Origin of the sequence: Salinarimonas soli, from assembly GCF_008386575.1 — a bacterium.
GTDB lineage: Bacteria > Pseudomonadota > Alphaproteobacteria > Rhizobiales > Beijerinckiaceae > Salinarimonas_A > Salinarimonas_A soli.
In genome coordinates, this window is record NZ_VUOA01000026.1 from 18,221 (window position 1) to 30,012 (window position 11,792).

Annotated in this window: 12 protein-coding genes; 6 read left to right on the forward strand and 6 right to left on the reverse strand. The window is 70.4% G+C overall.

Annotated features, from left to right (window positions below):
- Window positions 1–12 precede the first annotated feature (12 nt).
- Genes F0L46_RS14385 through F0L46_RS14395 form a run of 3 tightly spaced genes read left to right on the forward strand, consistent with a single transcriptional unit; the run spans window position 13 to window position 2,768 of the window.
- Window positions 13–912, forward strand: a complete 900-nt coding sequence (locus F0L46_RS14385) for a carbohydrate ABC transporter permease (protein WP_149818696.1) — start codon at window positions 13–15, stop codon at window positions 910–912.
- A gap of 26 nt (window positions 913–938) precedes the next feature.
- Window positions 939–1,817: an NAD(P)-dependent oxidoreductase gene (locus tag F0L46_RS14390; RefSeq protein ID WP_149818698.1), complete on the forward strand. Its 879-nt coding sequence runs from the start codon at window positions 939–941 to the stop codon at window positions 1,815–1,817.
- A gap of 51 nt (window positions 1,818–1,868) precedes the next feature.
- Entirely contained in the window at window positions 1,869–2,768 is a 900-nt protein-coding gene (locus tag F0L46_RS14395) for an NAD(P)-dependent oxidoreductase (RefSeq protein ID WP_149818700.1), read from the forward strand.
- 7 nt (window positions 2,769–2,775) lie between these two features.
- On the opposite strand, the gene F0L46_RS14400 is transcribed toward F0L46_RS14395, so the two are convergent.
- Window positions 2,776–3,957: a pyridoxal phosphate-dependent aminotransferase gene (locus tag F0L46_RS14400; protein ID WP_149818703.1), complete on the reverse strand. Its 1,182-nt coding sequence runs from the start codon at window positions 3,955–3,957 to the stop codon at window positions 2,776–2,778.
- A gap of 164 nt (window positions 3,958–4,121) precedes the next feature.
- Here F0L46_RS14400 and F0L46_RS14405 point away from each other — a divergent pair, with 164 nt between their 5' ends.
- Complete coding sequence (locus F0L46_RS14405) at window positions 4,122–5,021, forward strand: GGDEF domain-containing protein (protein WP_149818705.1); 900 nt, start codon at window positions 4,122–4,124, stop codon at window positions 5,019–5,021.
- A gap of 190 nt (window positions 5,022–5,211) precedes the next feature.
- On the opposite strand, the gene F0L46_RS14410 is transcribed toward F0L46_RS14405, so the two are convergent.
- From F0L46_RS14410 to F0L46_RS14430, 5 genes are read right to left on the reverse strand one after another with little or no spacing between them, the layout of a single operon-like run.
- On the reverse strand, window positions 5,212–5,601 hold the full coding sequence (locus tag F0L46_RS14410; RefSeq protein ID WP_149818706.1) for a nitrile hydratase accessory protein: 390 nt from the start codon (window positions 5,599–5,601) through the stop codon (window positions 5,212–5,214).
- Window positions 5,588–6,247 (reverse strand): nitrile hydratase subunit beta, encoded by a 660-nt coding sequence (gene nthB, locus F0L46_RS14415; protein ID WP_149818708.1) that lies wholly within the window; start codon window positions 6,245–6,247, stop codon window positions 5,588–5,590. Before nthB ends, F0L46_RS14410 begins: the two co-directional genes overlap by 14 nt.
- Window positions 6,244–6,888, reverse strand: coding sequence for a nitrile hydratase subunit alpha (gene nthA, locus F0L46_RS14420; protein ID WP_149818710.1), 645 nt, complete (start codon window positions 6,886–6,888; stop codon window positions 6,244–6,246). The genes nthB and nthA overlap by 4 nt, the downstream gene beginning before the upstream one ends.
- Before the next feature lie 59 nt (window positions 6,889–6,947).
- A complete protein-coding gene (gene ung, locus F0L46_RS14425; RefSeq protein WP_149818712.1) occupies window positions 6,948–7,649 on the reverse strand; it encodes a uracil-DNA glycosylase in 702 nt (233 codons plus the stop codon).
- A 39-nt stretch (window positions 7,650–7,688) separates the two neighbouring features.
- Window positions 7,689–9,191, reverse strand: a complete 1,503-nt coding sequence (locus tag F0L46_RS14430; RefSeq protein ID WP_149818714.1) for a bifunctional metallophosphatase/5'-nucleotidase — start codon at window positions 9,189–9,191, stop codon at window positions 7,689–7,691.
- A 219-nt stretch (window positions 9,192–9,410) separates the two neighbouring features.
- On the opposite strand from F0L46_RS14430, the gene F0L46_RS14435 reads away from it, so the two are divergent.
- Both F0L46_RS14435 and hemH read left to right on the forward strand, forming a co-directional pair.
- A complete protein-coding gene (locus tag F0L46_RS14435) occupies window positions 9,411–10,619 on the forward strand; it encodes a putative manganese transporter (protein WP_149818716.1) in 1,209 nt (402 codons plus the stop codon).
- 103 nt (window positions 10,620–10,722) lie between these two features.
- Window positions 10,723–11,790 carry a ferrochelatase gene (gene hemH, locus F0L46_RS14440; RefSeq protein WP_149818718.1) on the forward strand — a complete coding sequence of 356 codons (1,068 nt, stop codon included), beginning with the start codon at window positions 10,723–10,725 and terminating at the stop codon, window positions 11,788–11,790.
- Window positions 11,791–11,792 lie beyond the last annotated feature (2 nt).

An 11,792-nucleotide genomic window follows, 5' to 3' on the forward strand; every position in this document is an offset into this window, starting at 1 on the left:
CAGGATCGAGCCATGACCACCGCCTCCCGCATCGAGCGCGCCGCCGTCACGGACGAGAGCGTCGGCATGTCCTATCTGGACCGCGTGCCGCGCCGGATCGTCACCGTGTGGCTTCCGCTCCTCGTCTTCATGTTCGTGCTGCTGTTCCCGTTCTACTGGATGGCGATCACGGCGCTCAAACCCAACGCCGAGCTCACGAACTTCAACGACTACAGCCCCTTCTGGCCCTCCAGCCCGACGCTGCGCCACATCAAGTACCTCCTGTTCGAGACCTCCTATCCGGGCTGGCTCTGGAACACGATGCTGGTGGCCCTGGGCTCGACGTTCCTGTCCCTGTTCGCCTCGGTCTTCGCGGCCTATGCCATCGAGCGCATCCGCTTCAAGGGCTCGCGCTGGACGGGGCTGGGCATCTTCCTGGCCTACCTGGTCCCGCCCTCGATCCTGTTCATCCCCCTCGCCGTGATGGTGTTCAAGCTCGGGATCTACGATTCCAAGCTCGCGCTCATCTTCACCTATCCGACCTTCCTGATCCCGTTCTGCACCTGGCTGCTCATGGGCTATTTCCGCTCGATCCCCTACGAGCTGGAGGAATGCGCCCTTGTCGACGGCGCCTCGCGCTGGCAGATCCTCACGAAGATCATGCTGCCGCTCGCGGTGCCGGGGCTGATCTCGGCGGGCATCTTCGCCTTCACCCTGTCCTGGAACGAGTTCATCTACGCGCTCACCTTCATCCAGTCCTCGGAGAACAAGACCGTGCCCGTGGGCGTGCTGACCGAGCTCGTGCGCGGCGACGTCTACGAGTGGGGGGCGCTCATGGCCGGCGCGCTGCTCGGCTCGCTGCCGGTGGTGATCCTCTACTCGTTCTTCGTCGACTATTACGTGGCCTCCATGACGGGCGCCGTGAAGGAATAGGCCGCGCACGCGTCAAGGAGACCCGGATGACCCGCGTCGGTTTCGTCGGCCTCGGCGCCATGGGCCTGCCCATGGCGGGACACCTCGTCGAGAAGGGCTTCGACGTCGCGGCCTTCGACCTGCGCGCCGACGCGGTGGAGGCGGCGGCCGAGGCCGGCGCGCGCCGGGCGGGGACGGCGGCGGAGGCGGCCCGGGGCGCGGCGGCGCTCGTCCTCATGGTGGTGAACGCGCGCCAGGCGGCGGCCGTCCTGTTCGAGGGCGGGGCGCTCGACGCCCTCGAACAGGACGGGATCGTCGTCCTCATGGCGACGTGCGCGCCGGCCGAGGTCGAGGCCTTGGACGAGCGCATCGCCGCCGCGGGCCGGCGTCTCGTCGACGCGCCCGTCTCAGGGGGCGTGGTGGGCGCGCGGGCCGGGACGCTCACGATCATGGCGGCGGCGCCCGCCGACACCTTCGCGGCCGCGCGGCCCATGCTTGATGCCATGGGCGACAAGGTGTTCCATGTGGGCGAGCGGCCGGGGCAGGGGGCGATGGTGAAGACCGTCAACCAGCTTCTGTGCGGCGTCCACATCGCCGCCGCCGCGGAGGCCTTCTCGCTCGCCGCCAAGGCGGGGCTCGACGGCGCGCTCCTTCTCAAAATCCTCGGCGGGTCCGCCGCGTCCTCATGGATGCTCAACAATCGTGGGCCGCGCATGCTCCAGGACGATCCGGAGGTGGCGAGCGCCGTCGACATCTTCGTCAAGGATCTCGGGATCGTGCTCGATGCCGGGCGCGGGTCCCGGTCGGCCCTGCCGCTCGCGGCGGCAGCCCACCAGATGTTCCTCGCCGCCTCGGGCCTCGGCCACGGCGCGGAGGACGACAGCCAGGTGCTCGCGGCCTATCGGGCGCTCAACGGGGGCTCATAGGCCCCGCCTGAAGCGAACGAAGCGGCGCCATCAGCGGAAAAGGAGCGCACCATGAGCGAGAGCGAGCGGATCGGGTTCATCGGCCTCGGCCTGATGGGCCATGGCATGGCCAAGAACATCCTGGAGAAGGGCTATCCCCTCACCGTGATGGGCAACCGCAACCGCGCGCCCGTGGAGGACATGGTGGGGCGCGGCGCGAGGGAAGCCCGCAGCGCCCGCGAGGTGGCCGAGAACGCCACCATCGTGTTCCTGTGCGTCACCGCCTCGCCGCAGGTGGAATCCCTGGTGCGCGGGCCCGACGGCTTGGCTGCCGGGATGAAGCCCGGCGGCATCATCGTCGACACCTCGACGTCCGACCCGACCTCCACCCTGGCGCTCGCCGCCGAGCTCGCCGAGCGGGGCATCACCTTCGTCGACGCGCCGCTCTCGCGCACGCCCAAGGAGGCCTGGGCCGGCACCCTCGACACGATGGTGGGCTGCGACGAGGCGACGTTCGCGCGCCTCAAGCCCGTGCTCGACACCTGGGCCGGCCGCGCGATCCATATCGGCCGCACGGGCGACGGCCATAAGATGAAGCTCATCAACAACTTCATCGCCATGGGCTACGCCGCGCTCTACTCGGAGGCCCTGGCGCTCGGCGCGAAATCGGGGATCTCGCCGCAGCAATTCGACAGCGTCATCCGCGGCGGGCGCATGGAATGCGGCTTCTACGGCACCTTCATGACCTACGTCCTGGAGCGCGACCGCGACGCCCACCGCTTCACCCTCGTCAACGCCCTCAAGGACACCCGCTACATCGAAGCCATGGCCGACGCGGCGGGCCTCGCCAACCCCATCGGCAACGCGGTGAAGAACTATTTCGCCATCGCGGTGGGCACCGGGCGGGGCGACGACTACGTGCCGATGCTCTCCGACGTGGTGGCGGGCCTGAACGGGACGCGGCTCGACTGAGGCCGCCTCACGCCGCCCGCCGCCGCTCCAGGAACTCGCCCATACGCTCCAGGGCGCGAGCGATGTTCTCCGCCGAGTTGGCGTAGGACAGCCTGATATAGCCCTCGCCGTGGACGCCGAAATCGGGGCCGCCGATGGTGGCGACGCCTGCATCCTCCAGGAGGGCGGAGGCGAGCGGCTTCGCCTTCCAGCCCGTCGCCGTGATGTTGGGGAAGGCGTAGAAGGCGCCCTTCGGCGTGATGCAGGAGACGCCGGGCAGCCGGTTCAAGCCCTCCACCACGAGGCGCCGGCGGGTGTCGAAGGCGCTCATCATGGCATGGACCGCGTCCTGCGGGCCGTTCAGAGCGGCGATGCCCGCCCACTGCGTCGCGGCGTTGACGCAGGAATGGGAGTTCACGGCAAGCTTGCGCGCCGCGTCGTAGAAGGGCTTGGGCCACACCGACCAGCCGAGCCGCCAGCCCGTCATGGCGTAGGTCTTGGAGGCGCCGTCGAGATAGATCAGCCGGTCGCGGATCGAGGGATAGGTGAGGAGCGAGACATGCGCCTCCCCGTCATAGGTCATGGTGCCGTAGATCTCGTCGGACATGATCGCGACATGGGGGTGCGCCTCCAGCCCCGCCACGAGCCGGTCGATCTCCGCTTTCGGGGTCACGCCGCCCGTGGGGTTGGCCGGCGAGTTCAGGATGAGGAGGCGGGTGCGCGGGGTGATCAGCGCCAGGGTCTCCTCCGCCGAGAAGGCGAAGCCGTTCGCCTCGCGGATCGGCACGGGGACGGGCGTCGCGCCCGTGAACTCGATCATGGAGCGGTAGATCGGGAAGCCGGGGTCCGGATAGAGGATCTCGGCGCCGGGCTCGCCGAACATGAGGATCGCCATGAACATGGTGACCTTGCCGCCGGGCACGACCATCACGCTCTCCGGCGAGACCTCGACCGAGAAGCGCCGGTGCAGGTCGGCGCTCACCGCCTCGCGTAAAGGGAGGATGCCGTTGGCCGGCGTGTAGCCGTGGTGGCCGTCGCGCAGCGCCTGGATCGCCGCCTCGACGATGTGGGGCGGGGTCGGGAAGTCGGGCTGGCCGATGCCGAGATTGACGATGTCGCGGCCGGCGCGGCTCAGTTCCGTGGCACGGGCCAGGACCGCGAAGGCGTTCTCCTCGCCGATGCGCTGGAAGGCGGGCACGATGGCAGGCATGGGGTTCCCTCCCGTGGCGGGTTTCGCCCGGTTATGGCGCGATCTCACCATACCCGGCAAGCCGTCACGGGGGCTCGTCACGTAGTTCTCCGGATGGCGCGGATTAGCCCCGCCTTAACGGGGCGCTCCCTAGGCTCGGGACGGTCAGGAAAGCGCCGCCCCTTATGCATATCGTCATCGTCGATCCCAGCCGGGTCGCCCTTAAGGTGATCTCGGGCCTCCTGACGCCGAACGGCCATTTCGTCCATGCCTTCACGGATTCCCGCGAGGCGCTGGTGTTCCTTGCCGACAACGAGTTCGTCGACGCGCTGATCACGAGCCTTGAGGTGCAGCCGATCGCCGGCCTGGAGCTGTGCTGGCAGGCCCGCCTCCTCGCCGAGACGCGCCGGCCCCTCTACATCATCGCCATGTCGTCGCTGCACAACACGCGCAACCTCGGCGAGGCCCTCGACAGCGGCGCCGACGACTTCATCTCGAAGCCCCCGAGCGCCGAGGAGCTGCATGCGCGCCTGCGCGCCGCGCAGCGCCTCACCGGCCTCCAGCGCGAGCTGATCCGGCTCGCCGAGACGGACCCGCTCACGGGCCTCCTCAACCGCCGCGCCTTCACGACGCGCTCGCGCGAGGCGACGGAGCGGCTGGGGCCCCATTCGCCGCTCTCCCTCGTCCTCGTCGACATCGACCACTTCAAGGCCGTCAACGACACCCATGGCCACGACGTGGGCGACCTCGCGATCCAGGCGGTCGCAGCCGAGCTCGCCAAGGTGGGCGGGATCGCGGGGCGCCTCGGGGGTGAGGAGTTCGGCGTGCTGCTCCCGGGCCAGAGCGCGATCCACGCCACCGAGGTCGCCAACGCGCTTCGCCTGCGCTGCCAGGCGCTCCTCATCAAGGGCCATCGCGGCCCCGTGCGCCTCACCTGCAGCTTCGGCATCAGCGAATGGTCCGACGGCGAGACGGTGGAAGGCCTCCTCAAGCGCGCCGACATCGCCCTCTACGACGCCAAGGCCGCGGGCCGGAACTCCGTCGTGACGAGCCGGACGGACTTCGTGCTGGCCAAGACGGCTTGAGGGCTTCGCTCAGCGGCAGCGGATCAAGCCTCCCCACACCCCCTCATGCTGAGGAGCCCGCGTCAGCGGGCGTCTCGAAGCACGCAGGACGCCTGCCACAGCCGTCCTGTGATCCCTGGAACGCCCTTCGAGGCCCGCCTACGGCGGGCACCTCAGGACGAGGTGGGAGGGTAGGGTCACGGCAGTCCGATCACCCCCGCCGCAGGGGATCGTTCTCCAGAACCACCGGCTCGCCGTGCGGGGTCGCGCGGGCGGCGCGGTCGAAGGCGGCGCGGCGCTCGTGCAGGGTGGCTTCGGGCGCGATGCCGCGCTCGGCGACGAGCCGTTCCAGGGCCGCGAGCCAATGGGCGTAGTAGGTGGTGCCGTCGTCCGGGTCGCCGCCGGCTTGCGCCGCGCGGATCGCGGCGGATAGGGCCGCCGCCCATTCGGGCCAGGTGAAGAGACCCCGTTCGTGCAGGGCGAGCGTCATGGCGAAGGCCTGCGCCTCCCAGGGCGCGCCGAAGACCGGAGCGTCGCCGCAAACGGGTGCGGGGGCGACGGCGGCCGCCGCGGCGAGGAGGTCGCGCTCAGGCCGGCTCAAGATAGCTCTCCCAGGCGTCGACGCTCACGACGAGGGCCGGATCGGCCTCCTCGCCCCACACCTCGCGCCCGTCGAAGCGGACGGTGTAGAGCCATTGCGGCGCCTCGCCCGCCCCGTGGGCATTGGTGTCGGGAAACACGAACACGCCGTGCACCCGCTCGATGGTGCCCGTCTTGCCCCGCGCATAGCGCGGCAGGCGGGTGTGGCCGCTCGGGTTGAGGTTGCGCGTCACCACCCGGTCGCCCACGGTAAACCGCGCCGGCGCGGCGGGCTCCCGGTCGCAGGGACCGCCCCGGGCGAGCACGGCCGCGACGTCACCGGCCCGCAGCACGCGCTTCACCGGCGCGGGCGGGGCGAGCGCCGCGCCCTGGCGCAGCTCGTCGGGGGAGACGAGGCCCGTCTGCACCACGAGGCGCTCCACGCCCTTGGTCCAGATCGCATAGTAGCTGGAGGTGAGGTACTCGCCCGGCGGCAGGCTCTCGCGAGCGTGCCGGCTCACGTCGATGTTCCAGGCGCCCGTGGCCCCCATGGCGAGGGTGACCCCGAAGGCGCGGCGCTCCCAGGGGGCGTGGAAGAGGGGCTCGTCCGCCTCCGGGCGCACGGGCCCGAAGCCCATCATGCCGCCGAGATCCTGTCCCCCGTTCATGCCGCCACCGCCTCGGGCGAGAGGGCGAGGCCCGTGCCGATCATGGAATCGCGGGTGACGAGGCCCGCCAGGCGCTCCTCGTCCCACCCGTCCGTCCCCGCCGGGCGCATGGGGATCACGAGGTAGCGCACCTCCGCGGTGGAATCCCAGATGCGAATGCGGGTCTGAGGCGGGAGGGCGACGCCGAACTCCGCCAGCACGCCGCGCGGATCGATCACCGCCCGGGAGCGGTAGGGCGCCGACTTGTACCAGACGGGCGGCAGACCGAGCACCGGCCAGGGGTAGCAGGAGCACAGGGTGCACACGACCATGTGGTGCTCGTCGGGCGTATTCTCGACCGCCACCATGTGCTCGCCCTGGCGCCCCGTGAAGCCCAAGGACGCGATGGCCGCGGTGGCGTCCCGCAGAAGCCAGTCGCGGAACCCTGGGTCGCTCCAGGCCTTGGCGACGACGCGGGCGCCGTTGCGCGGGCCGACCCGGGTCTCGTAGGTCTCGATCAGGGCGTCGACTGCGGCGGGGTCGACATAGCCCTTCTCGACGAGGATGGATTCGAGCGCGCGCACGCGCAGGTCCATGGGCGAGAGCTCGCTGCCCTCGTGGTCATGGGGGTGGTCGTGGTCGTGATGATGGCCTGCGCCCATGGGGCTCCCCGACGCTGACGCCCGGGCGCCGGAGCGCGGCGGGCACATGTGCCAGGAATCTACAGCGACCAGTCGATCGGCGGCAGCCCTTTTTGCGCAAACCACGCATTCGCCCGGGCGAAGGGCTTCGAGCCCTCGAAGTCGCGCAGCCGGTTGAGCGGGGAGGGGTGGCCGGCCTCCAGGACGAGGTGCTTGCCCGCATCGACGAGCGCGGCGCGCTTGCGGGCGGGCGCTCCCCACAGCAGGAAGGCGACGGCGGGCCGGGTGTCGGAGACGGCCTTCATGGCCTGGTCGGTGAAGTCGGACCAGCCGAGCTTCAGATGGGCCCCGGCGGCCCCCGCCTCCACGGTGAGAGCCGTGTTGAGGAGGAGCACGCCCTGGCGCGCCCAGGGCGTGAGGTCGCCGCGCTTCGGGGTCGGCGCGCCGGTCTCGGCGGCCATCTCCTTCAGGATCACCTGGAGCGAGGCGGGCAGGCGGCGCTTGCCCACGTAGGAAAAGGCGAGGCCGTGGGCGTCGCCCGGCGTCGGATAGGGGTCTTGGCCGAGGATCACCGCCCGCACGCTCTCGAGCGGCGTGAGCAGCAGGCCGTTGAAGATGTTCTCGGGGTCGGGCAGCACCGTCGCGCCCGCCTCGATGCGGGCATCGACCTTGGCGGCGACCCGTTCGGCCGAGCCGTCCTGGAAGAAGGGGAGGGCGCTCCACCCCTTCGCGTCTGCGTTCGTCTTGAACGCGGCGAGCGCCGCGGCCACCGGTCCGCCCATGCGGGACTCCTCGATCGGCGCCGCGGCGACGGGCCGTTTCTAGCGGATCACGATCCGGTTCTCGGTGCCGGGGCTAACCGTGCCGAGCTTGCGGATATGGGCCATGACCTCGCCCGCGATGAGCTTGCCGTCCGTGCCGGCGATCTTCGGCGTGCCGCGGGTAAGCGCCACGTAGCCGTCGCCGCCGCGGAGCATGAAGTCCGCCGTGCCCACCTTGTAAATTTTCGCTTCGTCGAGCGGTTCCCCGCCGACCTTGACCGAAACGACGCGGGAGCCCGCGGGCTTCGAGCGGTCGACCTCGACGACGAGGCCCGAGATCTGCGGGAAGCGGCCCGAGGGCGTCTCGATCTGGGCGAAGCCGTTCTCCAGGGCGGCCTTGAGGTCCGCGCCCTTGAGCTCGGTCATCACGGTGGCGTTGCCGAAGGGCAGCTCGGTGAGCACGTCGCGGCGAGAAAGCGTCGCGCCGGCCGCGTAGGTCTTGTTGCCGCGGATGCCGCCGCCGTTGACGATCGCCGCGTCGGCGCCCGTGGAGGCGCGCACCGCGTCGGCGACGAGGTTGCCGAAATTGGTCTCCTTCGTGCGCACCGAGGCGGTGCGGGTGTCGAGCTCCACCGAGGTGGTGCCGAGCGCCACGTCGAGCTCCTTCGACAGCTCCGCCTCGTAGGCCTTCACCTTCTCGGCCACGGCCGGGTCGGGGGTCACGCTCGCCGTGTCGATGATGCGGAAGTTCGGGTGCCAGGTGGCGGTGCGGCGGTTGTTCTGGGTCTGGACGGTCACGTCCGTCTCGACGACGACCACGTATTCCGCGTCCTCGCCGCTCTCGGCCATCACGCGCTTGCCGTCGTAGAACAGGCGCAGGTCGTGGTCGTGGCCCGTGAGCAGGATGTCGACGAGCCCCTGCTCCACGATGCGGAAGTCGGTGGCGCGGTCGGTGTGGGTGACGGCGACGACGAGGTCCGCGCCCTCGTCCTTGAGCGCCTTGGCCTGGGCCCGGATGGTCTCGATCTCGGGGGCGAACTTCAGGTCGCCCGTCGACGAGATGTTCGGCGTGGACTCCAGGGCGATGCCCATGATGCCCACCTTCACGCCGCCCGCATCGACGATGCGCCGGTCCTCGTGGCCCGGCAGGGGCTGGCCGTCGGGGCCGCGCAGGTTGGCGGCGAGGAACGGGAACTTGGCCTCGGCGCGCCGCTTCGCGTACGTGTCCTTGCCGAAGTCGAACTCGTGGTTGCCGGGCACGAAGATGTCGGGCGGGAACTCGTTGAAGAGCGCCACCATGTGGGCGCCCTGGTCGAAGCCGCACAGCAGGCACGGCGACCAGGTGTCGCCCGCATGCACGAAGAGGACGGTGCCGCCCTTCGCCTTCTCGGCCTTCACGATGGCGGCGAGCCGCGCCATGCCGCCCCGGCCCTTCTCCTCGGACATCTGGTAGATGTCGTTGGTGAGCACGAAGGTCACCTTGGCCTGCTGCGCGGCGGCGAGGCCCGCGCTGAGGGCGAGGAACGCGCCGGCGGCGAGCGCGCGTGGCAGAGATCTGATCATCGTCGGTCCAGGTCTGGAAGCGGGTCGAGCGGACGCGCCGCTCGGGCCGGAACCCTAACCATCCGGGCCGCCTCGGTCCAGGACTTGGACCCGGGAGGGTAAATCTGCCGCGCGCCGTGCCCCGCAAGGGGTTGCGGCGGAGCCTCTTCCCTCCACTTGCAAATCAGTGGCAACTTGCGGCATGTTGCAGTTGCGAGCGATTTGCAGAACGAGGGCGGCATGAGCGAGATCGCGCTTGGAGCGGGGCGGTGGTTCATGGGCGGGGCGCTGCTGCGGGCGCTGCGCCAGGAGTGGATGCTTGTGACGCTCGCGGTGCTCGCCGGGCTCGCGCTGGCGTCCCCTGAGCTGCGCGAGAAGGCGGCGGGCGCGCTCGCCGACGCGTACCTGGAGGTGAGCACCTTCGTCGCCCTCACCCTCGCGATCTTCTACGGCCTGGAGCGCTGGGCGGGGATCGACCTCGCGCAGGTGCTCGGCCGCCACCGCGCCTGGCAGGTACCGATCGCCGCGATCCTCGGCGCGACGCCGGGCTGCGGCGCCGAGATCCTCCTCGTCACGCAATATACCCGCGGCGTGGTGAGCTTCGGCGCGATCGTCGCGGCGCTCACCGCCACGATGGGCGATTCCGCCTTCCTCCTCATCGCGAAGGACCCGCCGGCGGCCGCGATCGTCATCGGCCTGTGCACGCTGGCGGGCATCGCGGCGGGCTACGCGGTCAACCTTCTTCACCCCGATGGCCTGGGCGTGCTCAAGCGTGAGATCGCGGCCAATCTCGGCTGCGGTGCGCCCGCCGGCGCGGATGAGCGGCCGTCCCGGGCGCGCCGCCTCGCGGAGGCCGGTTGGCTCCTGGTCCTCATACCGGGCCTCGCGATCGCGATCCTGGAGGGCATCCTCCAGCTCGACGTGAACGCCTGGTTCGGCGCCTATGCCGAGCACGAGCCGACGAAGGTGCTGGGCCTCGCCGGCGGCCTTCTCGCCATCGCGATGTTCATCACCCGCCGCGACCCCGCCAAGGGCTATGGCGGCATCGATCCGCGGGTCACCATGGCGCTGCCGCCCGTGCGGCGGATGATCGTCGACACGAACTTCGTGACCTTCTGGGTCGTCCTCGGCCTGTTCGGGTACGAGATCGTGGCCCATGCCACGGGCGGGGGCGTCGGGCCCTGGCTGCAGGCGAGCGAGATCCTGCTGCCGCTCACCGCGACCCTCATCGGGCTGATCCCGGGCTGCGGGGTGATGGTGCTCGTCACCACGCTCTATCTTCAGCACGGGATCCCGCTCGCGGCCCTGATCTCGGCGGCGATCTCCACGGACGGCGACGCGCTCTTCCCCGCCATCGCGCTCGCCCCCCGCGCCGCCGTGCTCGCGACCCTCTACACGGCGGTGCCGGCGCTGGTGGCCGGCTATGGCTGGTATTTCGTCATGGGCTAGGCCGCCTGCGGCGACGGGATGGTTTGATCCCGACGCCGTCTGGCCTATCTAGGGCACGAGAGCGAGCGGCGCGCAGGCAGCGCCGCGCCACCGGTGCCGCCCCATGAACAAGAACGTCTCCCCCCTCGAGCTCGCGCCCGCCGCGCCCGTGAAGCCGGCCGACCACCCGCAGGTGCGCACGGGCCGCATCGGCGTGCTGCTCATGAACCTCGGCACGCCGGACGGGACCGACTATTGGTCGATGCGCCGCTACCTCAAGGAGTTCCTCTCCGACCGCCGGGTGATCGAGACCTCGCGGCTGATCTGGTGGCCGGTGCTCAACCTCATCATCCTGTCGAAGCGCCCCGGGCCGAAGGGCCGCGACTACGCGACGATCTGGAACAAGGAGCGCGACGAGGGCCCCCTCAAGACCATCACCCGCTCCCAGGCCGAGCAGGTCGCCGAGCGCATGCGCGCCGTGGCGGGGGACAAGGTCGTGGTCGACTGGGCCATGCGCTACGGCAACCCGCCCGTGAAGCCCGCCATCGAGAACCTGCTGGCCCAGGGCTGCGACCGCATCCTCCTCGTGCCGCTCTATCCCCAATACGCCGCCGCCACCTCCGCCACGGCCTGCGACCAGGCCTTCCGGGCGCTGATGGAAATGCGCTGGCAGCCCACCGTGCGCGTCTCGCCGCCCTATTTCGAGGACCCGGTCTATATCGACGCGGTGGTGAACTCGATGAAGCGGGACCTCGCGAAGCTCGACTTCGAGCCCGAGGTGGTGCTCGTGTCGTTCCACGGGGTGCCGAAGTCGTACCTCCTCAAGGGCGACCCGTATCATTGCCAGTGCGTGAAGACCTACCGCCTCATGCGCGAGGCCATGGGCTGGCCCGCCGAGCGCTTCCGCATGAGCTTCCAGTCGCGCTTCGGCACCGAGGAATGGCTCAAGCCCTACACCGACGAGACCGTGGAAAGCCTCGCCAAGAGCGGCGTGAAGCGCATGGCGATCCTCGCGCCGGGCTTCTCGGCCGACTGCCTGGAGACCCTGGAGGAGCTCGACGGCGAGAACCGCGAGATCTTCGAGCACAATGGCGGCGAGAAATTCGCCTACCTGCCCTGCCTCAACGACAGCGAGGACGGGATCAGGGTGATCCAGGCGGTGGTGGAGCGCGAGCTCCAGGGCTGGCTGTAGGC

What these genes read in the sequence shown, in the direction of transcription:
- F0L46_RS14395 (WP_149818700.1), top strand. Translation starts at nt 1,869, where the DNA reads ATGAGCGAGAGCGAGCGGATCGGGTTCATCGGCCTCGGCCTGATGGGC.
- nthB (WP_149818708.1), bottom strand. Translation starts at nt 6,247, where the DNA reads ATGAACGGGGGACAGGATCTCGGCGGCATGATGGGCTTCGGGCCCGTG.
- F0L46_RS14405 (WP_149818705.1), top strand. Translation starts at nt 4,122, where the DNA reads ATGCATATCGTCATCGTCGATCCCAGCCGGGTCGCCCTTAAGGTGATC.
- nthA (WP_149818710.1), bottom strand. Translation starts at nt 6,888, where the DNA reads ATGGGCGCAGGCCATCATCACGACCACGACCACCCCCATGACCACGAG.
- F0L46_RS14435 (WP_149818716.1), top strand. Translation starts at nt 9,411, where the DNA reads ATGAGCGAGATCGCGCTTGGAGCGGGGCGGTGGTTCATGGGCGGGGCG.
- F0L46_RS14390 (WP_149818698.1), top strand. Translation starts at nt 939, where the DNA reads ATGACCCGCGTCGGTTTCGTCGGCCTCGGCGCCATGGGCCTGCCCATG.
- F0L46_RS14385 (WP_149818696.1), top strand. Translation starts at nt 13, where the DNA reads ATGACCACCGCCTCCCGCATCGAGCGCGCCGCCGTCACGGACGAGAGC.
- F0L46_RS14400 (WP_149818703.1), bottom strand. Translation starts at nt 3,957, where the DNA reads ATGCCTGCCATCGTGCCCGCCTTCCAGCGCATCGGCGAGGAGAACGCC.
- hemH (WP_149818718.1), top strand. Translation starts at nt 10,723, where the DNA reads ATGAACAAGAACGTCTCCCCCCTCGAGCTCGCGCCCGCCGCGCCCGTG.
- ung (WP_149818712.1), bottom strand. Translation starts at nt 7,649, where the DNA reads ATGGGCGGACCGGTGGCCGCGGCGCTCGCCGCGTTCAAGACGAACGCA.
- F0L46_RS14430 (WP_149818714.1), bottom strand. Translation starts at nt 9,191, where the DNA reads ATGATCAGATCTCTGCCACGCGCGCTCGCCGCCGGCGCGTTCCTCGCC.